19 protein-coding genes are annotated in these 19,067 nt (G+C 60.8%); 1 reads left to right on the forward strand and 18 read right to left on the reverse strand.

The annotated features are described in order from the left end of the window. Positions 1–39: 39 nt before the first annotated feature. The 5 genes from A7A77_RS03265 to A7A77_RS03285 form a co-directional block, all read right to left on the reverse strand. Complete coding sequence (locus A7A77_RS03265; protein WP_066553607.1) at positions 40–840, reverse strand: class I mannose-6-phosphate isomerase; 801 nt, start codon at positions 838–840, stop codon at positions 40–42. After that, positions 837–1,871, reverse strand: a complete 1,035-nt coding sequence (locus tag A7A77_RS03270; protein WP_066553609.1) for a mannose-1-phosphate guanylyltransferase — start codon at positions 1,869–1,871, stop codon at positions 837–839. The genes A7A77_RS03265 and A7A77_RS03270 overlap by 4 nt, the downstream gene beginning before the upstream one ends. A 12-nt stretch (positions 1,872–1,883) precedes the next feature. Further along, positions 1,884–3,188 (reverse strand): glycoside hydrolase family 130 protein, encoded by a 1,305-nt coding sequence (locus tag A7A77_RS03275; RefSeq protein ID WP_245638379.1) that lies wholly within the window; start codon positions 3,186–3,188, stop codon positions 1,884–1,886. Next, positions 3,142–5,508: a glycosyltransferase family 4 protein gene (locus A7A77_RS03280; protein ID WP_066553611.1), complete on the reverse strand. Its 2,367-nt coding sequence runs from the start codon at positions 5,506–5,508 to the stop codon at positions 3,142–3,144. The genes A7A77_RS03275 and A7A77_RS03280 overlap by 47 nt, the downstream gene beginning before the upstream one ends. A 193-nt stretch (positions 5,509–5,701) precedes the next feature. Beyond that, a complete protein-coding gene (locus tag A7A77_RS03285; protein ID WP_172799822.1) occupies positions 5,702–6,385 on the reverse strand; it encodes a TonB family protein in 684 nt (227 codons plus the stop codon). Positions 6,386–6,547: 162 nt separating this feature from the next. On the opposite strand from A7A77_RS03285, the gene A7A77_RS03290 reads away from it, so the two are divergent. Beyond that, positions 6,548–6,958: a response regulator transcription factor gene (locus tag A7A77_RS03290; RefSeq protein WP_066553613.1), complete on the forward strand. Its 411-nt coding sequence runs from the start codon at positions 6,548–6,550 to the stop codon at positions 6,956–6,958. Positions 6,959–6,963: 5 nt separating this feature from the next. Here the strand turns inward: A7A77_RS03290 and A7A77_RS03295 are convergent, their stop codons facing one another. From A7A77_RS03295 to A7A77_RS03355, 13 genes are all read right to left on the reverse strand, one after another. Beyond that, positions 6,964–7,440, reverse strand: coding sequence for an A24 family peptidase (locus A7A77_RS03295; protein ID WP_066553616.1), 477 nt, complete (start codon positions 7,438–7,440; stop codon positions 6,964–6,966). Positions 7,441–7,483: 43 nt separating this feature from the next. Further along, on the reverse strand, positions 7,484–8,236 hold the full coding sequence (locus A7A77_RS03300; protein ID WP_156500365.1) for a tetratricopeptide repeat protein: 753 nt from the start codon (positions 8,234–8,236) through the stop codon (positions 7,484–7,486). Positions 8,237–8,262: 26 nt separating this feature from the next. Further along, positions 8,263–9,246, reverse strand: coding sequence for a type II secretion system F family protein (locus A7A77_RS03305; RefSeq protein ID WP_066553628.1), 984 nt, complete (start codon positions 9,244–9,246; stop codon positions 8,263–8,265). Between the two features lie 2 nt (positions 9,247–9,248). Then, complete coding sequence (locus A7A77_RS03310) at positions 9,249–10,250, reverse strand: type II secretion system F family protein (RefSeq protein WP_066553632.1); 1,002 nt, start codon at positions 10,248–10,250, stop codon at positions 9,249–9,251. Between the two features lies 1 nt (position 10,251). Beyond that, entirely contained in the window at positions 10,252–11,625 is a 1,374-nt protein-coding gene (locus A7A77_RS03315; protein WP_082835870.1) for a TadA family conjugal transfer-associated ATPase, read from the reverse strand. Between the two features lie 2 nt (positions 11,626–11,627). Next, the gene (locus tag A7A77_RS03320) at positions 11,628–12,767 is read right to left on the reverse strand and encodes a CpaE/TadZ family protein (RefSeq protein ID WP_172799823.1); all 1,140 of its coding nucleotides are present in this window, start codon (positions 12,765–12,767) and stop codon (positions 11,628–11,630) included. A gap of 44 nt (positions 12,768–12,811) precedes the next feature. Next, positions 12,812–13,495, reverse strand: a complete 684-nt coding sequence (locus A7A77_RS03325) for a TadE/TadG family type IV pilus assembly protein (RefSeq protein ID WP_066553636.1) — start codon at positions 13,493–13,495, stop codon at positions 12,812–12,814. Next, positions 13,492–13,980 carry a TadE/TadG family type IV pilus assembly protein gene (locus A7A77_RS03330; protein WP_066553642.1) on the reverse strand — a complete coding sequence of 163 codons (489 nt, stop codon included), beginning with the start codon at positions 13,978–13,980 and terminating at the stop codon, positions 13,492–13,494. Before A7A77_RS03330 ends, A7A77_RS03325 begins: the two co-directional genes overlap by 4 nt. After that, on the reverse strand, positions 13,977–15,653 hold the full coding sequence (locus A7A77_RS03335; RefSeq protein ID WP_066553643.1) for a pilus assembly protein TadG-related protein: 1,677 nt from the start codon (positions 15,651–15,653) through the stop codon (positions 13,977–13,979). Before A7A77_RS03335 ends, A7A77_RS03330 begins: the two co-directional genes overlap by 4 nt. A 45-nt stretch (positions 15,654–15,698) precedes the next feature. Next, positions 15,699–15,965 carry a hypothetical protein gene (locus A7A77_RS03340; protein WP_066553645.1) on the reverse strand — a complete coding sequence of 89 codons (267 nt, stop codon included), beginning with the start codon at positions 15,963–15,965 and terminating at the stop codon, positions 15,699–15,701. Further along, a complete protein-coding gene (locus tag A7A77_RS03345) occupies positions 15,955–17,313 on the reverse strand; it encodes a type II and III secretion system protein family protein (protein WP_245638380.1) in 1,359 nt (452 codons plus the stop codon). Before A7A77_RS03345 ends, A7A77_RS03340 begins: the two co-directional genes overlap by 11 nt. A 4-nt stretch (positions 17,314–17,317) precedes the next feature. Continuing rightward, entirely contained in the window at positions 17,318–18,208 is an 891-nt protein-coding gene (cpaB, locus tag A7A77_RS03350; protein WP_066553646.1) for a Flp pilus assembly protein CpaB, read from the reverse strand. Positions 18,209–18,398: 190 nt separating this feature from the next. Beyond that, the gene (locus A7A77_RS03355) at positions 18,399–18,641 is read right to left on the reverse strand and encodes a Flp family type IVb pilin (protein ID WP_066553649.1); all 243 of its coding nucleotides are present in this window, start codon (positions 18,639–18,641) and stop codon (positions 18,399–18,401) included. Positions 18,642–19,067: the final 426 nt, after the last annotated feature.

A 19,067-nucleotide genomic window follows, 5' to 3' on the forward strand; every position in this document is an offset into this window, starting at 1 on the left:
CCTTGCTCTACTCGCGCCGGCGCCGGGGGAAAAGGGCTCTCAGCGCGGCCGCGCCAGAAGGCAGAGCGCGCCATCGGCAATGTCGACACCGCCGATGGCTGGCGCCAGCGCACATTCGCCCACGGCAACCTCCACGCCGCCGACGCGAATGCCGGGCGTGCGCGGAATGACGAGAAGCTGCGCCGGATAATCGCGCGCGTTCATCTCGGGAATCTCGCCATCTATCCTGTCCAGGATGAAGTGCGGCCCGTTCACCAGCCGCTGCGTCCCGTGGCCGGGCACATGGCGAAACAGTTCCATGTCGTAGGGCGTCCCGCTGGCAACGGCCACGCCTGCATCGAGATGCAGTTCGCGCGGACGGCCATAATCGTAGAGGCGATAAGTGATGTCGCTGTTCTGCTGCACCTCGATCAGGCTGACGCCTGCGCCGATGGCGTGGACGGTGTTGGCCGGAATGTAGAAGAAATCGCCGGTCTGCACCGGATGCCAGACCAGCAGCTTCTCTATCGAACCGTCGAGCGCGGCGGCGCGCATGTCCTCTGCCGTGACATGATCGGCAAATCCGATGCCAAGTGTGGCGTCCGGTTCGGCATCGATGACATACCAGCATTCGGACTTCCCCTGCCGGCCCAATCCCGCAGCCTGGGTCTGGTCATCGTCCGGGTGGACCTGAACCGAAAGCTTCTCGCCGGTGAAGATGTACTTCACCAGCAGTTGCGGCAACTGCGGCGGCGGATCGAACCAGATCTCGCCGATGCGCTGGCCTGCGCCGGTCGTGAAGGGGGCGGGCAGACTGTCCCTGCCCCATGGTTTCTCGACGCTGATCGTCGGCAGGATCACTGGTTGCTGGCTCCGGCCAGCTTGCCCACCTTCTGCGCGCCCTCCCGCGTGGTGACCAGCACTTCGTCTCCGTCCACGACGACGACGACATCTTCCAGCCCGATGACAGACACGCGCGGTCCGTCGGTATCGACCATGACATTGCGGCAATCGACCAGTTCGGCCCGACCGCGCGCGACGTTTCCCGCCTCGTCGGCATCCACCGCCAGATGCAGGGCATGCCAGTTGCCGATGTCGGACCAGCCCATCTGCACCGGCACCATCGCCGCCTTGTCGGTGTTTTCCATCACCGCGTAGTCGACGCTTTCGCTCTCGATCTCTCCGAATGCCTTGGCCTCGGGATAGAAGCGGCGCCCATCCTCATGCCCCGCGGCAACTGCTTCGCGCGCGTGGCGGGCGATATCGGGGCGATGGGTAGCAAGTTCGTCCATGAAAGTGCCTGCCCGAAATGCGAAGAGCCCGCCGTTCCAGCTATACCCGCCGGCAAGCAGGAAAGCCTCGGCCCGCTCCCGATCCGGCTTCTCCACGAACTGGGCGATACGCCAGGCACCGTCGCCGATCTCGTCGCCCTGCCTGAGGTACCCGAAGCCGGTTTCCGGCGCATCGGGCGTGATGCCGAAAGCGACCAGCCAGCCATCGCGCGCCAGTTCGCCCGCACGGCGCGCCGCCGCGATAAAGGCGTCGCAATCGGCGATATGGTGATCGCTGGGGCAGACGAGCATCACGTCGTCCTCGTTCAGGCGGCATGCGGCAAGGGCAATGGCCGCTGCCGTGTTGCGCGCCACCGGTTCGACGATGACCTGCCCGTGCCCGTCATCCAGCTGCCCTTCCACGTGAACGAGGTGGGGAGAGCCGGTTACGACGATCGGGCTGGCGAACATCTCCCTGTCGGCGCAACGGCCAAGGGTGGCCACGAACAGCGGCTCTTCCCCAACCAGTGGGATGAACGGCTTGGGCTTGTCCGCGCGCGACCGCGGCCACAGGCGCGTCCCGCTTCCGCCGCACAGTACGACCGGAACGATTTGCGCCATATTCACAACACCTTATTCCATAATCTGCATCAGCTCATCGACCGTACACGTGGCAAAACCGACCGCACTATCCGATATGCCATAGGGCACGAGAAGTTCCTGCCCCATCAACAGCGCACCGCAGGTATAGACCACATTAGGGACATACCCTGATCGGTCGTCATCCACCGCCGTCAGCACAGGCACCTTCGACCGCGCGAGCACCTTCGACGGATCGTTCCTGTCCAGCAAGGCGCAGCCCAGCGAATACTTGCGCATCGCGCCAACGCCATGCGTGAACAGCAGCCAGCCATGTTCGGTCAGCAGCGGGCTGCCGCAGTTGCCGATCTGGATGAACTCCCACGGATACTTCGGCCCCATCAACAGCGCGCCTTCGTCATCCCAGCATGCCAGCGTGTCGGATGTCAGCAGGAACAGGTTCTTGCCGTCCTGCCGCCCCACCATCGCGTAGCGCCCGCCCACTTTCTGCGGGAACAGGGCCATGCCCTTGTTGCGCCCGGCCTGCCCCATAATAGGTTCGAGAGAAAAGCTCTTGAAATCGCGGGTGCGCATCAGTTCCGACCGGATCGCCCTGCCGCTATAGGCGGTGTAGGTCCCGATCCATTCGTAATCGCCGTCGCCATGGTCGAAACGGACCAGTCGCAAATCCTCCAGCCCGCCGGCCTGCTGCTCCGTCACCGGAAAGATGACGGTGTTCGAAAGGCTGGAATCGGAATGGCGATAGACAGTCACGGCCTGATCGCCCGCCACTTCGGCAATCGCGCTATCGGCGGCGGTAGCAAAGCTGGATTGCGGCCAGAGGGAGAACTCTCCGCCCTCTTCCATGATCCCTTCGCGGAAGGCGATGGAACTGATGTGCCCTTCGCCCACCGCGCGCAGCGACATCACGAAACGGCATGCCCCGTCCGACATGCCCGACTGGTCGGGATGCGGCACGATGGAGGGGTTCATCAGCGCGGCAGCGGCGTATGTATATTCGTGGCAGAAATAGCTGCCGATCAGCTTGCGGCGCATTTCGGAAAAACGCGAACCGCCCAGCCCCAGCACTTCCTCCACCTCGGCATACCGTTCAAGGAACATGCGCTCGGTCTGCCAATGGCGTTCGGCGAAATCGTGCTGAACGCGGCGATATTCGGTTTCGGCCTGCTCCTCAGACAGGGAGAGGATGTCCTGCACCAGCCTGAACGCACGGTTGCCATCGGCGGTGCGGGCCTGCCATCCAAGATGAAAGGGCCTGAGAACGACCCGCGAGGGATCCGCCAGCAGACGCTCACCTGAAATGCGCAGCGGGCTCTCGGGATAGTCGGTTGTTCTCAATGATATCTCCGTCCGAATGGGGAGGGCCCGAATCGGATTGCTGCCTCTGTGCCAGCGCTACCATGCCATGATGGGCAAGTTGAAACGCCAATATGGATTCCGCACCGCAATTGCGGTTGCCCCCGCGCGGGGTGATGCCGTCGCGGCAGCGGCCGGTTGCGACATCGGCCAGCACGATGCCGCGATCGTTGCGGCCAAGAAACCAGCGATAGGCCGAACAGGCGTGGCGGAACCAGAAGGCATCGGGATCGACCGTAAAGGCGCTTGCCGCTGCCTCTACCGCGGCCTGCGCTTCCAGCGGTTGCTGGTCGAACGGCAGGATTTCGTGCGGCTGGTGGAAACTGTCCGAACCTACCGGGCGGAAATTCCCGCTGGGAGAGGTTTGCTGCGCGGTAATCCAGCGCAGGCTGGAAAGGCCCGCCATGGTCCATTCCGACCGTTCCAGCAGGCGGCCCGCTTCCAACAATGCCTGAGACAGGCGCGGATTGTCATAGCCGACCACGCATTCGAACCACGCCCAGTCCGGCCGGCGCGTATCCTGCAGCAATGCGTTGAGCATGGTGCCGCCCCGTTCCAGCAAGGCCTTTGCACCGGCATGATCGGGTTCCCCCTCCAGCCTACCGACAGCGCCCAGCATCGCAAAGGCAATGGCCCGCGGCGAATCCACATCGCCAAACCGGTCCAGCGCGGCATCGAACAGGCCGCGCGCCCACCAGCGCAAGTCTTCGGACCTGCCGCGCACCGCCGTGTCGCCCAATGCCCAGATCGCACGGCCATTGGAATCATCCGAACCGACTTCCTCGCACCACTGGCGATCATAGCCCATGAAGTTGCGGAACCGGCCTTTCTGCGGGTTCCACGCATGCTGGATGAAGGAAGCGAAGATGCCGCAAAGGCGGTCGGCATCCTGCGCCGCCATCGCATCGACCCTGTTCATCAGGATCAGCGCGCGGGCATTGTCGTCGATGCAGTAGCCGTGGCTTCTGTCCGGTACGGTGCCGATCGCATGCTGGATGAGGCCGACATCGTCGCACATGGCGGCAAAGCCGGTAAGGCCCGGCGTGGCGAAAGTATTGGCCGCACTGGCCACCGGACTGGCCATCGCCTTGTCCACCAGCGCCGCTGCCGCATCGGCAAACCGCGGCCAGATCGTCTCACGCCCCTTCGCATAGGCATGGCGCTGCACGGCATCGAGCTGTTCGGGCCGGTCCAGCAGGTCGGTCACGGCTCGCGCAATTGCCTGCTCGCTGCCCGGTTCGATCAACACCCCCGCGCCATCGGCCAGCAATTCGCGCGCATGCAGGTACGGCGTCGACACGACCGCCTTCCCCAGCGCGACGGCATAACTGAGCGTTCCCGATGTCGATTGCTGCAAGCCGGGATAGGGCGTCAGGTAGATGTCACACGCCTCAAGCTGGTCCAGCAGCTCGTCCGTGTCGACGAAGCGGTTCACCCACTCAATATGACCGGCAACGCCCAGCCGCCGGGCAAGCTGTTCCAGGCCCTCGCGATAACTCTCGCCATCGCGCGCGACGAGATCGGGATGAGTCGCACCGACGATGCGGTACACAACTTGCGGATGGCGTTCGGCAATGGCCGGAAGCGCCTTGATCACCGTCTCGATCCCCTTGCCGGGGCCGAGCAGGCCGAACGTCATCAGCACTTGGCGGCCCGAAAGGCCCAGGATCTGCCGGAACTGTTCCTGCCGGCCGAAGGGCCTGTCCGGCGCGCCGTGCGGAATGACGGTAAGGCGTTCGCGGCCGACGCCATACATGGCGCAGAGCAGGTCCGCGCTGTGCGCCGACATCACCATCACCTGCGATGCCCGCGACAGAAGGTGGCGCAACACCTGCCGCTGTTTGGCCGACGGTTCGGCAAGCACCGTGTGCAGCGTAAGGATGAGGGGCGCGGCAAGCCTGTCCACGAAATCGCAGACCATCTCGCCGCATTCGCCGCCGAAGATACCGTATTCGTGTTGCAGCCAGACGGCATCCACGCCGCTTTCGTTGATCGTGCGCGCGGCCCCCAGATACGATTCGCGTTCCCGCTGTTCGATCGTTCCGGCGATGCCGCAGTATTCGATGCCTGCGGCAGGATCGACCAACGCATATACGTCGGTGGCGACGTCCGAGTGAAAGCGGCCCAGTTGCTCCACCAGATCAGCCGTGAAGGTCGCAATCCCGCACTTGCGCGGAATGTAGGTTCCGATCACCGCCAGGCGGCGGGCGGAATTCCGCGAGGCTCCAGCCGGGAAAAGCGGCACGACGCCAGCCCGTGTACCCGCCGCACGCGCTTCGACTGTCCTGCCTATATCGGTCATATGCCTAGCCTTCGCGATTCAAGACCCGTCACCGGATGGCAATCCATCAAAGCGGAGCAGGTTCCTTCGCAGGTGCGAGAATCACCTGAAAAAGACAGCAATTGATCGCAAAGTTATCACGCTTGGTGCGTAATCAACAAATGTTTATCGCACATGCGATATAAATTCGCGTTTGCACAATATGACAGCATCCTTACTGCCACCACCATTGTTTCCAACCGACTTTTTCCGATGTCGGGTTGCCGTCCCCATCGATCGCGGGGCGATAGCGGAAACGTTCGATGACCAGCTGGCAGGTTATGCGATCGACTTCGGCGTTGCCGCTGGACCGGGCGACACGGCAATTGCGCGTGGTGCCATCGGGCGCGACCGTGAAATGCACGATCACATAGGCACCATCACGGTCGCTCGCACTTGAACGCGGGTAGTCGCGGGTGCGGATCTCGCCGGCGATCTTCTCCGCGTGACGGGCGAAGGGCACGCCGCCGCTGCCCGTACCTTCGCCACCGCTACCGGTGCCGATGCCGGGGCCACCGCCGCCGGTGCCTGTTCCCTGCTCCGCCGCGCCCGAACGGTTTTCGTTGCCGGTGGACGAAACCGGCGGTGCGGGCGGCGACTCTTTCTTGGGAACGCGCGCCGGCGGCGCACTGATTTCCTTCGGCTTGGCCTTGGCCGCTTCCGCACCCGATGCGCCCTCCGGCTCGATCTCCTCCACCTTTTCGGGTTCGGGCTCCGGCTGGAACGGGATGGAGATCGAAGTGATGGATTCGATGGCCTTGGGCACGACATCGATATCAAAGGCGCGCAGCAGGGCAAAGACCGCGCCGACATGGATCAGCGCGACCACAACGAGCGTTGCAAGCTTGCGCGGGGTCATACGCTCCCTTGCCGATGCAAGGGCGCGCCTGCGTCGCGAATGATCGGTTATCGGCGTCTGCTCCATTGCCCCAACAATGATTGTCGTCCCTGTGCCGTTCCCGACACGCCCGCCCGCCCGCCTGTGGCAACGCCTATAATGCGATCAGGTTCTGGAGGGCACATGGCATATATCCTTGTCGCGGACGACGACGAAATCCTTGCCGAGATGGTCAGGCACCGGCTGAGCGCCGTCGGCCACGAAGTCGCGACTGTCGAGGACGGGCAGCAACTTCTCGACCAGATCGATCACCGCTTGCCCGATGCGATCCTGCTGGATGCCATGATGCCGATCCTGTCGGGCATGGATACGCTGGAACAATTGAAGGAAAACCCGCTTCACCGCGATATTCCCGTCGTCATGATGACGGCCCGTCGCAGCCAGCAGGACGTTCTGGCCGCATTGAAGGCCGGTGCGGCAGACTATGTCACGAAACCGTTTTCGCCGGAGGATCTGGCCCTGCGCATCGAAGGGCTGCTGGCAAGGCGGCGTTCCGTTTCAGCCGACGGCGGCTTTCGCCATAGTCTGCATTGAAAACGTCAGTAGGGCAGGAACCCCAGCGCCGGGTTCGAAAGCTGCATGATGATGCCGCCCGCCGCGATGGCCACGCCATAGGGCATGACCTTGTCGCCCCTCTTCAGCTTCCGCCCTGTAAACTTGGCGATCAGTAGCCAGGCCAGGGCCACGAACAACCCGGCAACGGCAATGCTGACGAACAGGCCCAGCGCTTCCGTGATCGGGAACCACGCTGCCATCGCCGCATAGAACTTGGCATCGCCGCCGCCCCACAGCTTCAACGCGAAAATGATCATCGCCACGACCAACGCACCGGCAAAATGCCCGAACCCGGAAAGCGCGTCCTGCCAACCGCCCAGTGCCAGAACCAGAACCAGTCCCGCCACGAGGAAAGCCGCGTTCAGCCAGTTCGGAATGCGGCGGGTGCGGATATCGAAGATCGCGCCGGTCAGCGCGAACAGGGTGAAAATCGCGGCAAGCGCGACGGCGGGGGTGTTCACTCTGGTTCAGTCCTTGAAATTGGCGCGATCAGGAATGGTGCGATCAGGGCCGGACGCTGGCTTTGTCGGAACGCAACACGATCCTGATGGGATAGGCCTTGCGTGCCTGCGCATTGCGACGCGCCCGCTGAGCCACACGATCAGAAGCGCTGATGCCCGATCCGCGCGTTTCCACGGTAATCCTCGCAGGCTCCACGCTCTGCCCGGCCATGCGCGTGACGCTGCCGTTCTGTTTCACACCGACGCTCACCTGCCCCTGCGCAACGCGAGCGACGGTAACCGCAGGTGCCTTTTCGACCTTGACCGGGCCGCGCAGATCTTCAGGCGCTTCGTAAATCGTCACCGCGCCGCGAACATCGGGCAACGCCAAATCGGTCACCGCCATTTCGACCGGTGCCGTTTCCGGCAGAGCTGGAAGCGGGATCGGACCACGGCCTTCAAGGCGCGCAAGGTTGCGAGCGAAACGCTCATCGCCCGGCGCCGCCTCGACAGCCTGGGCGAAATAGCGGGCAGCAAGATCGGCGCGACCGATCCGGTCATAAGCGATGGCCATGCCGTTGAAAGCCTCACCCGCAAAGCGCGGATCGTAGGAAGCCTGTCGGAAGGCGACGATAGCCCGCGTGGGCCGTCCGCCCTGCAGATGCAGCTTGCCCATGGTCAGGCGCTGCTGGAAATAATCAGTCATGTCGATGTCGTTGAGGTCGGCACTGGCCGTGCCCGAACCGAATATCGACTGGCAGCCGCCAAGCGAAGTGGCCGCGAGCACGAGCCCGGCTATGGTCGCAATCTTGCGCATCTTGTTTCCCCCCTTCATTCGAACCGCTATCTGGACATCATCGGGAAGATGTCGCGAACGACGCGGATGGATGCCGGCAGCATCAGCACGCCGATCATCGTAGGCAACATACATACCACAAGAGGTATGGAGATGAGAACCGGCAAGCGGTGAGCCTTCTCCTCGGCCCGCATCCGGCGCTTTTCACGCATCTCTTCGGCATAGACACGCAACGTCGAGGACATGCTGGTACCCAGCTTGTCCGACTGGATCAGCAGCGTGGTAAACGAACGGATTTCATCCACGCGGGCCATGTCGGCCAACCTGCGGAACGCTTCCTCGCGCGTGGCGCCGGCACGCAACCGAAGCACGGCGATCGACAGAAGCTGCGAAACCAGCGGGTGCGATTTCACCATTTCCCTGCCGACACGGTCCATCGCCGCTTCGATGCCAAGGCCGGCCTCCACGCAGACGAGCAACAGGTCGAGACAGTCCGGAAAGCCGTTGACGATCTCTTCCTTGCGGCGATCCGCCTTTGCCTGAACGAACAGGTTCGGGAAATAAAGGCCAAGCAGACCCATGAACGAACAGCCGATGTAGATCGTCAGAAAGCCCGGCGGCTCTTCCATATAGCCATAGGCGAGGATCAGAAACATCAGCGGCAGGAACGCCATCACCAGGATGCGTGCGAGTGTGAATATGCGCGGTGCCGCAGGATGGGTGTACCCGGCGGCGATCAGCTTGTCGCGAAGCCGCTCATCCTTAGTGTCCGTAAGATCGAGGCCCGTACGCTCGATCATGTCGGCAAGCCGGGCCCAGGCATTGAGGTTTTCGCGTTGCCGCAGGCTGGCTGCCGTCTGCGGCGTATCGGCGACGACCGAACCGGTCGCAATCTGCTGCAGCCCCGCGCGAACGCGCGCACGCCGGTTCGCGATCGTCATCACGATCAACGCAATGCCGACCACAATGATGAAGATCCCGAAAAGGGTGGCGATGCGTGTGGCCTGATTGGCGAGAATGAGTTCGATCATCGTCAGACCTTCAGGTTGACCAGGCTACGGATCCAGAAGAATCCGATGGCATATAGCGCCAGCAGGCAGATGAAGCCGATGATGAACATCGATTCGCCCGCCACGCTGAGATAGAATTCCGGATTGACCGAGAACAGGCCGAGGAATGTCGCAATCGGCAGGATGGTCAGCATCCAGCCCGTCATGCGTCCTTCCGAACTCAGCGCCCGCACCTTCATATAGAGGCTGGCGCGGGCGCGGATCACTTCGGACAGGTTCTGGAGGATTTCGGCGAGGTTGCCGCCCGTCTCGTTCTGCACTGCAAGGCTGACGACGAACATGCGGATATCTTCCAGATCCCAGCGTTCGGCCATCGCGCTCAGCGCATCCGTCAGTTCGGCGCCATAGGCGACTTCGTCCGCGACGATGCCGAATTCGCTGCCGATCGGGTCTTCCATCTCCGTCGTCAGCAATTCGATGGCAGACGCAATCGGATGACCTGCGCGTAGCGCGCGGACGAATACGTCGAGCGCTACCGGGAACTGTTCTTCCACCCGCTTGCGTCGGCGCTGCGCGATGGAACTGATGACCATCAGCGGCAGGAAGACCGCAGCGCAAAGCGCAATTACCAGGGCCAGCACGAAAATGCCCGCGGAAAAGGCAAGCCCCGCGCCGCCGATACCCAGCAGGATCAGGGCCATGACCAGAACGAATGCCCCCATCATTACGAACATTATCTGGCTGGCATTGATCGGCAGGCCGGCCGTCATGATGGTTTTCTGAAGCCGCAGAACCGGCCCCACCATGAACGAGGGCAGGTTGGCCATCTGCTGCGGTGTCGCCTTACGCAGGCGTGCCATGATCTCTTCGCGCGTGCTGCCTTCGCGGATCATCTTCAGGCGCTTGTTGATCGCCCGGACATGCGCGGACTTGCTGAAAGACCAGTCCAGCGCGACCTGCGAAATCAGGAAGATTGTGCCGAAAACGGCAATCAGCGTGATGATTTTGAGAAGGTCGTCAATCATGTCAGTTCATATCAAAATCTGGCCGGAACAGCTCGGCGGGGAGTTCGATCCCTGCCGAAACGGCTTCGGCGTGGAATTTCGGGCGAATGCCGGTCGCCTCAAACCGGCCGATCACATTGTTGTGTTCGTCGCGGCCCGAAATTTTGAAACGATAGATTTCCTGCATGGTGATCGTCTCGCCTTCCATGCCGGTCAGTTCCGACAGGCTGAGGACACGGCGGCGACCGTCGGCAAGGCGTCCGACCTGAATCACGACGTTGATAGCCGTGGCGATCTGCGCGCGCGACGATTTCGAACTGATGTCGATCCCGCTCATGCCGATCATCTGTTCCAGACGGGAAAGCGCATCGCGCGGCGTGTTGGCGTGAACCGTGGTCATCGAACCATCGTGGCCGGTGTTCATCGCCTGGAGCATATCGAAAGCCTCGCCGGCACGAACTTCGCCCACGATGATGCGGTCCGGGCGCATACGCAGGGCGTTCTTCACCAGGTCGCGCTGCGTCACCTCGCCCCTGCCCTCGATATTCGGCGGGCGGGTTTCGAGGCGTGCCACGTGCTCCTGCTGCAGCTGGAGTTCAGCCGAGTCCTCGATCGTGACGATGCGTTCGCGCGTATCGATGAACGACGACATGGCGTTGAGCAGTGTCGTCTTGCCCGAGCCGGTACCGCCAGAGATCAGGACGTTGCGGCGCGATGCGACGACGGCGCGCATGACGTGCGCCATCGGCTGCGGCACGGAGCCCAGCTCAATCAGGCGATCGATGCCGATCCGCTTCTTGGCGAACTTACGAATGGAGAGCAGCGATCCGTCCACCGCCAGCGGCGAGACGATGGCGTTAACGCGCGAACCATCGGCAAGACGGGCGTCTACGAAGGGGGAGGATTCGTCGATACGGCGACCGACGGCGCTCACGATCTTCTGGATGATCCGCATCAGGTGGCGGTCGTCCTGAAACTCGGTACGAACGCGCTCCAGCAGGCCGTTGCGTTCCACGAACACGATCTTCGGACCGTTGACGAGGATATCCGTGATGGAATCGTCCTGCAGCAGCGGTTCCAGCGGACCTAGGCCGAGCAATTCGTCGAGCACATCGTCCACTAGCGCGGTACGCTCGGTCCTGTTGAGCGGCTCGTGCCGCTGGACGAGGATTTCGGCGATGATGTCGCTCAGTTCGGAACGGATCTGCTCACGCGGCATCTTTTCCAGCGCGGAAAGGTTGATGCGGTCCAGCAAGGCACGGTGGATCGAAACCTTGAGATCGAGCGCGCGGCGCTTCGTCTCGTCCTGTTCGCCGTCCAGCGTCTGCAACGGGGCAGGTTCGCTGAACTCCGGCGCCTCGATCTTCTCTTCAGTGCGCTTGACCGACCACTTCATGCTCAGTTCCCCTGGATCCGGTCACAGATTTGATCGGCAAGGCGATCCACGTCCTTCACGAACGCGGCCTTCCTGTTGGTTTGCGAAAGCAGTATGCCCTGGTCCTGCGCCATCTGCAGGTCGCCCTTGTCGCGGGCGATGGTGGCGGATACCTCACGGCTCAGCGTGTCTGCGACCTCGTTCACGCTGATTGCCTGGAAAAGCTTCTTACCCACGCGGTTGACGACGACACGCACGTTCTCCCTGGAAACGTTCATCATGTCGAACAGTTCGATAACCCGTTTCGTCTGCCTCAGCCCGGTGATCGACTGATCGGTCACGACCATGATCTCGTTACAGGCCAGTGCTGCCGACAGGGTCCAGTTCGTCCAGTTCGACGGCAGGTCGAGCAGGACGAAATCGAACGACTGGCGCGCGACCGTCAACAGATTGAGCAGACGGTCGACATCGACATCTTCGAGCGGAGCGATGACGCTGGGTGCGCCGATGACTGAAATACCCTGCGGAGCAGAGATGGCCGCATCGCGGATGAGGTCGGTGTCGAGACGCTCCGATGCCTCGAGGAGATCGAGTACCGTCGTCTGCGGATTGAGGCCAAGATAGTTCGCAACCTGTCCGAACTGGAGGTCGAGATCGATAACGCAAACGTCCTGGCTAACACCGTTCCAGTCGGCCAGCGCCTCGGCGAGATGCGTGATCACCGTCGTCGCCCCGACACCGCCCGCGGCGCGGACAAGAGAGACCATCGGGGCAAGGCGCGCTTCCGTGACCGGTGATTGGCTGGCCGCGATTTCCAGCAACTGGCCAGTGAGTTCGGCAGTGTCGAACGGCAACGTCGCGACATCGCTGACACCCTGGCGAATGAGGGTTCGCGCCAGGCTGAGGTTCGCATCTTCCAGCGCGACGACAACAGGCAAAGATGGCCGCTTTGCGCGTATTTCCGAAACGCGGGCAAGCGAGGCAGGCTGAGCAGGATCAACTTCAAGGACAAGGATAGACGCCTTGCGTACGATTTCGTCGCCTACGTCATCCGATGCGCCCATCTCGGCAACGACAACGGCATCGCCCATGGCCACCTTGAGCGCCGACGCATGCCGCTCTCCGGCGACGACATAGACGCCCGAAGGCAATTTCCCATTCATCCCGCTTCCAGTTTGCGAAAGTATTTCATGTTTACCCATCGTATTCAGCTCGCGACTGTCCCGTCTCCATCCTCCAAAGTGAGAGAATAAGAGAAATCAGGATAAGGAACATCGATGCCGATCAAAGTCAGCGTGATGGGTTGGTAGCGCATATTGGTTAACTTCACTGTAACGATGGGCGCGGCGTCCGGCAGGGGCACCGCCACACCATTGCTATCTTTATATGTTGCCGGATCACCCAGATAGCCCAATCCCGATCCGATGTAGCCAATGCTGACCTCACCAGGTTGGATCCGTTTCGATGCCACACGCATTCTGCTCACAATCGCTGCGAAAGCCAACGGTCGGGGGCTGGCGCTCAAACAAGCGCCAGAATTCACAGTTGCGTCGCAACTGCACGTCACTTGATCGGTATCGTTGCCGCCATTGGGAATCTCGCACGTGATTGGCTGCATCGCATCAGCGCAGATCGTGTCGCCGTAATTCAGCGTCGCACCATTGCAACTCTGGTTGAGAAATGCGTCATCTGCTGCCAGTGCGCCGGGTATCACAGTCGTCGCCACTGCGTAGCGAGCGCCAAGCTGGACTGCCTTTTCGTACTGGTTAAGTTGCCAAGCATAGCGCCCGACATCCACGACCCCGAACAACAAAAGCAGGGCGGCAGGTAAAATCAGTGCGAATTCTGCAGCACTGGCGCCGCGCACCTCTCGTAAAAAGCGCCCCGTCATATACCGATCACCGGCGAATGTGCTGAGGCAGCTAGCTTGAACGAATTATCAATAAAACCAAGGGACCCGAGCAACGACCGATAGGAGACACCGTTTACCGCAACGGTCACGATAGCGCCTTTGGCTCCATAACCCGTGTAAATACCCGTATCGACGAATGCTGCGCAATTTGGAGTAACCGTAACATCGCCATTGGTAAGGCCTGGCAATTTTGAGGGCGCTGTGGTGCTGAAAGATCCGCTGCGCGTGAGGTTTTTGACTTTATCCCTGACCGTCGTGTCGAGGGTCGGGCAAAGTTGGCCATAGTTTACGCGCGCGGCATAGCGGGCTCCGTCGCGCACCGCCTGAACCAATTTCTGCTGGCTCCAGAAGAAATTACCCGCCTCCATAGCTACGAAGATCAATGGCAGAATCATTGGTAGCGCCAGTGCGAACTCGGCAGACGGCGAACCCGATTCATCTTCAAGAAGGCGGCGCAAAATCATCGGATCAGCACCGCCTTCCGCTTGGCGAAGTTCTGGAATGTCGTGTTCGCGCCACCATTCACGTCTTCACCGACAACCTCGACGTAGAATTCCTGATCACCTGCGATTTTGGCGGGTTTGACCAGAAAGACATCGATATAGCGCAGTATGTCGACCGGGTCGTTCTGCTTAGCACCTGTGCAGTTGACAACAGCGACGGACAAAATGCGACGATCCTTGATCGTAGTTGGGGGCGCGATACCATTGCTTTTTACCGGCTTCGGATAAGCACAGTAATATGTCGCCTTTAACTTACCACCACCCGAAGTTTCTAATGTATACCCCGATTTGTACTTGGCGACATGATCGGGAACTCCGTTCATGTCGGCATCGGTGTTTTCCCACTTATACACGTCATATCGCGTCGAAGTCGATCCAAGCCCCGATGCTGCCGGATAGGTATCGAAAGCCCCGTCACCGTTGGTGTCGACCGCGCTTCTGTGTGTGGTCATCAGGTAGGTCTGGATATTCCAGGAGCCGTTGCCGAACACGTCAGCTGAACAGGAACCGTTCACGTGACACGTATCGCGCGGATATCCGGGATTTCTGAGATTGGTCGAATCCACGCCGTTGGTCGCCACCACATCGTCGTAACGCACCCAGCTTGGATTTCCGTTCGGGTTGAGGTCCGGGCAGTTGGCATCGGTCATCGCAGCATATGCCGTCGCAGCATCTGTGGCCGTCGTATTGTTAAGCGTTGAAGTCGCTATGAACTGATCTTTGGTCGCGTTCTTCGAAGGACAAAAGTCACCCGCTACCGCGCAGTTCGGAGCTGAAGCGCGATAGATATCAAGCCTAGTGTTGAGCGCATCGACCTGCAACGCCCGATCACCACCCAAACTTTCCACGGTTTCGCCAGTACATCCCGGATTGGTGACATTCCAACCCAGCGTCTGGTTTGGATTCCCCCCAGGACCGGGATACGGGAAATTCAGGAATCCGAACAAACCTGGCGCCATCGGATCATTCGCCGTTGACGATGGCGATAGATGCAGTCGCGCACCCTCACCCCTATTGTTCACGGTATTCGTGTCGGGATCGAAAGCACCGAAGTCGAGATCACCTGTTGGCGCACAGACCATCATCGGCGGAACTTTGCAGTAGGCCGATTCCATGCTTGCCATAGCCGTTGCACCAGCACGCCCAACTATAGCGCCAACGATCGGCGTCAACGCATAGCGAAGCGCCCGTTGACCCACGGTTACCTCTACAACCTGAGCATTACTTCCATCATCCTTATCCGTAATCTCGGTAACGGGGGCATCAGCTGCGCGATCATAACCCTGCCAGAACCGAAACGAGACATTTTCGATGATCCAAGGCTTTCCATCACCGTCGTCATCAATGTTGGACAGGCGCGTGATATTGGTGAAAGCGCTAACGTCGCTGGCAAAAGCGCTCGTCGCCGCAGTTTCCGCGCGCCCAATCGAATCAACCTTCTGATCAAGCTGCGTGGCGGCGGCGAGCGCAAGCTGGTCAGCTGCATTCTGGAGTTCAGTGTCCATCGCCATGACGCGGGCGTAGTCGAATCCGACACCGGCCATGCCGACCAAACCGAAAAGTGCGAGGGCGTATAGCGGCGCGATCGCGCCGGCATCGTCCTTCAGCAGCTTGTACGCGCACTTGTTCAACATAGAGCTTCGGGCGCAGTGCCCGCCTCCTTGCTATCAACCGCCTCCTTATCGCGTTTGCGTAGACGTGACTCGTTCAGGTTCTTGCACACTACCTTCGCGATATGCCTCGACAGCGGTGGCGGCGCGTTCGCCGCTGCCTTCCATCGGACCATCATACTCCGGATCGGGATCGACCACCATTGCCGCATAAGTCATGCGGTTTGCTTCGCCGAAGTCTTCCGGGTTGAACTTGCCTGCTTCCGGACTGCCATAAGTGGCGCAACCGCTCAGAGCGGCAAGAAATACGCAGGATGCGAGGATCTTAGTATTCATAGCCCGTGCCCTCCTGGCTGGGATTGGGTGCAAGGTCGACCGGCTGGTAATCGTCGCCCGCCAGAAGCGTGTCGAGCACATCAGGGTCCTCCACGCGATCGGTGGGCAGGCGAACCTGCTCCGGCTTGATCGGCTTGACCAGCCGCGGCGTAACCACGATCAGGAGCTCGGTCTCACCCTTCTGGAAACTGGTGGAGCGAAACAGCGAACCGAGGATGGGGATCGAGCCGAGGATCGGCAACTGCCGGACCGAAGTCTGGAAATCCTGACGCAGCAAGCCGGCGATGGCAAAGCTCTGGCCATCGCGAAGTTCAAGCGTCGTTTTCGCGCGACGGGTCTGGACCCCGGGCACCGAAATACTGCCAACCGTAAGGGATGCCGATGCATCGATGGAACTGACTTCCGGTTCCACGATCAGGTTGATCACACCGTCAGAAAGGACGGTCGGAGTGAAGCCCAGGCCAACACCAAACGGCTTGAATTCGACAGTGATCGCATCGCCGTCACCTTGGGCAACGGGAACGGGAAACTCGCCGCCGGCAAGAAACTCGGCCGGTTCGCCCGACAGCGCAATCAGGGTCGGTTCAGCCAGCGTCTTTGACAGGCCCTTCCTCTCCAGCGTGTCGAGATAGGCGTCGATATCGAGATCGCCGATCGAGAACAGCGTGTGCAGAATGCCATAGGCCCCGCTGACGCCGTCGACCGACAGACCGCCAGTCGCCGTACTTGCGGATGCACCGTCGCCGATGGCGAATTCCACGTCGCTACCTGCACCGAACCCGCGAACGCCAAGCTGCTCGCCAACAGTGCGGCTTACTTCCGCAAAGCGCACCTCCAGCATGACCTGCTGGCTACCACCGACAGTGATGAGGTTGACCACCTCGTCGCCTGCGAAAATCTCTGCGATCTGCGCCGCACGGCCCGCCGCGCCAGCACTGGAAACACTACCCGACAGGATGATCTTTCCGCCAGAAATACGCGCGTCGACCTTTTCGCTCGGCATAAGGGCGGACAGTTCGCGCCTGATCCCTTCGACATCGGGCCCGACACTCACGTCCATCACCGCGATGACGCGATTGGCACGGTCGTAGAGCGTGAGGCTTGTCGTGCCGACGGCCTTGCCAAGCACGTAGATCGAACGGTCCGAAATCGGAAGGACATCAGCAATCGAGGGATTACCCACCATCGCCTGTGAAATTGCCCGATCCGCCGTAACAACCTCGCTCTTGTTCAGCGAGACTTCCAGCGATCCGGCGTGAAGGCTGTACCCTTCGGACTGAGCCATGGCCGGGGCAGATACCGTGCCCGCCAGCGCAATAGCGATTGCCGTCATCGAATGTTTCAGCATTGGATCAATTCCCCCCTAACCGGCCAACCGGATAATCGGTAGGCGCGGTTCCCCTGATCACCGTCATGCTGGGACCGCGCGGGCGTGCCGACGCGGAAGCTCCGGGCGCGGACGGTGTCGACGACGCGGAAACCGATGATACGTTCGCAACGGGCGCAGGCGCTGCACCCGAACTGTAGGCACTCTTGCGGATCGGGCTGACATCGCGCGTCATGACCGCAACGCCCGGACCTTCCTCCGCACCTTCGACATTGCGCAGGACCAGGCTCATCTCGCCCATCTTGCGGGCCAGGGTCAGCTTCTGCGCGCCGTAGAGGTCGGTAAGCACGGTCGCCGTACCGGCAAGGCCCGGTTCGGTCGCATTCTCGCTCTGCACCGTGCCGATGGCGAGAACCTGCACCGCCTCCATAATGACCTCGGTCACCTGCTCTTCCTCACCAAGATTACGGGTCAACAGCACGTCGACGATGTCGGCCGGCCGGATGAAACCGGAAACGGCGTTCGTCGCGTTGATCGGGATCGACAAGGCACGCATGCCTTCCGGCAGCTTCGCCGACAAGACCGCGCGACCGCTCAACTTGTCGGCCAGGATCGGCTCACCAGGCACGATGGGCCGCAGCGCGACGTTACCGCCCTGCAACAACTCCTCAACTGAGAAGAAGGCACCGACGGGAACGGAACTGGCGGGAAAATTCTCAAGACGGATATTTTCCGCAGTGAGCGCGCTGCCGAAATCGAGCGGCTGCGTCGCAACCACGATCCGTGCAAGCTGCTGCTGCTGCGCTGTGCGCTCCTGCTTTTCCTCGATCCCCGAGAAATAGGAGTTCGCCAGCACGACCGCGACGAGCCCCAGACCGACCGCGATCAAGATATAGATGAGGTTACGACTGCCCATGATTTACCCCCCTTGGCAACCACCTTTTATCAGCAAGAACTGCGACGGCCAAGCTATGAGCCTGATTTTCTTCTACCTGTTAGTAACTGAGACATTGCAATCAAAAGCTCGGTTTAGCGCTCCGAAGACAAGAAAGGCTCCGCCGATTTCTCGACGGAGCCTGTCAATAATTTGAACGGTCAGCTCGCTCTTAGTTAGCTGTAACGTTACAGCCGCTCGCGATGGTGTAATCAGATCCTTCAACGTCAGCCGGGGCCGAACCATTGTTACAGTCGTAGATGTCGTCCGAAGCGCCGTCGATTGCCTGCTTGACGTTGGCGCCCAGAACCAGAGCGGCAGCGCCGATGCCAACGCCGACGACGGCGATGATCAGAGCGTATTCAGCAGCCGATGCACCGGCTTCATCAGCGAAAAAGTTCTTCACGAAAGTCATAATTCTTACCCCTGTGACGCATGCGCACCCATGCGCGTCCAAAATACATCGGTTCCGGCCTCTATTTCCGGCTGACCGTGATGACCGAACTGTAGACGGGAACATCCCCAAACGGGTAAAAATGCCGCCCCATCCGGCACTTCTCGAATCTGATCGCAGCACCGAAAAAGGTCAAACAATTACCAAGTCGTAAAAAAATTCCTTTCGGCGCAGTAATTTACTGCGCTGCAATCCTAACGGGCGCAGTTAATTTCATGGCGAATCCTCGACTCGCCTCGATAAATCACGCCAAAACAGACACTTCGGCAATTTTCGTACCGCTTTGACACAACCTGTCGATCTGTGGATCAACCCTGCGAGTTGTCCAAGCCCTGCTGCAATGGCGAAGAACGATTGCCCGGCGGGCACCTCACTGGTACAGGCCGG

Origin of the sequence: Croceicoccus bisphenolivorans (genome assembly GCF_001634625.1) — a bacterium.
In the GTDB taxonomy this organism is placed as follows: Bacteria; Pseudomonadota; Alphaproteobacteria; order Sphingomonadales; family Sphingomonadaceae; genus Croceicoccus; species Croceicoccus bisphenolivorans.

Excerpts from the sequence above, each read along its gene's own strand:
- A7A77_RS03270 (WP_066553609.1), bottom strand. The coding sequence starts at position 1,871 with ATGGCGCAAATCGTTCCGGTCGTACTGTGCGGCGGAAGCGGGACGCGC.
- A7A77_RS03280 (WP_066553611.1), bottom strand. The coding sequence starts at position 5,508 with ATGACCGATATAGGCAGGACAGTCGAAGCGCGTGCGGCGGGTACACGG.
- A7A77_RS03285 (WP_172799822.1), bottom strand. The coding sequence starts at position 6,385 with ATGACCCCGCGCAAGCTTGCAACGCTCGTTGTGGTCGCGCTGATCCAT.
- A7A77_RS03290 (WP_066553613.1), top strand. The coding sequence starts at position 6,548 with ATGGCATATATCCTTGTCGCGGACGACGACGAAATCCTTGCCGAGATG.
- A7A77_RS03300 (WP_156500365.1), bottom strand. The coding sequence starts at position 8,236 with ATGCGCAAGATTGCGACCATAGCCGGGCTCGTGCTCGCGGCCACTTCG.
- A7A77_RS03305 (WP_066553628.1), bottom strand. The coding sequence starts at position 9,246 with ATGATCGAACTCATTCTCGCCAATCAGGCCACACGCATCGCCACCCTT.
- A7A77_RS03310 (WP_066553632.1), bottom strand. The coding sequence starts at position 10,250 with ATGATTGACGACCTTCTCAAAATCATCACGCTGATTGCCGTTTTCGGC.
- A7A77_RS03315 (WP_082835870.1), bottom strand. The coding sequence starts at position 11,625 with ATGAAGTGGTCGGTCAAGCGCACTGAAGAGAAGATCGAGGCGCCGGAG.
- A7A77_RS03320 (WP_172799823.1), bottom strand. The coding sequence starts at position 12,767 with ATGAATGGGAAATTGCCTTCGGGCGTCTATGTCGTCGCCGGAGAGCGG.
- A7A77_RS03325 (WP_066553636.1), bottom strand. The coding sequence starts at position 13,495 with ATGACGGGGCGCTTTTTACGAGAGGTGCGCGGCGCCAGTGCTGCAGAA.
- A7A77_RS03330 (WP_066553642.1), bottom strand. The coding sequence starts at position 13,980 with ATGATTTTGCGCCGCCTTCTTGAAGATGAATCGGGTTCGCCGTCTGCC.
- A7A77_RS03335 (WP_066553643.1), bottom strand. The coding sequence starts at position 15,653 with ATGTTGAACAAGTGCGCGTACAAGCTGCTGAAGGACGATGCCGGCGCG.
- A7A77_RS03340 (WP_066553645.1), bottom strand. The coding sequence starts at position 15,965 with ATGAATACTAAGATCCTCGCATCCTGCGTATTTCTTGCCGCTCTGAGC.
- A7A77_RS03345 (WP_245638380.1), bottom strand. The coding sequence starts at position 17,313 with ATGCTGAAACATTCGATGACGGCAATCGCTATTGCGCTGGCGGGCACG.
- cpaB (WP_066553646.1), bottom strand. The coding sequence starts at position 18,208 with ATGGGCAGTCGTAACCTCATCTATATCTTGATCGCGGTCGGTCTGGGG.
- A7A77_RS03355 (WP_066553649.1), bottom strand. The coding sequence starts at position 18,641 with ATGACTTTCGTGAAGAACTTTTTCGCTGATGAAGCCGGTGCATCGGCT.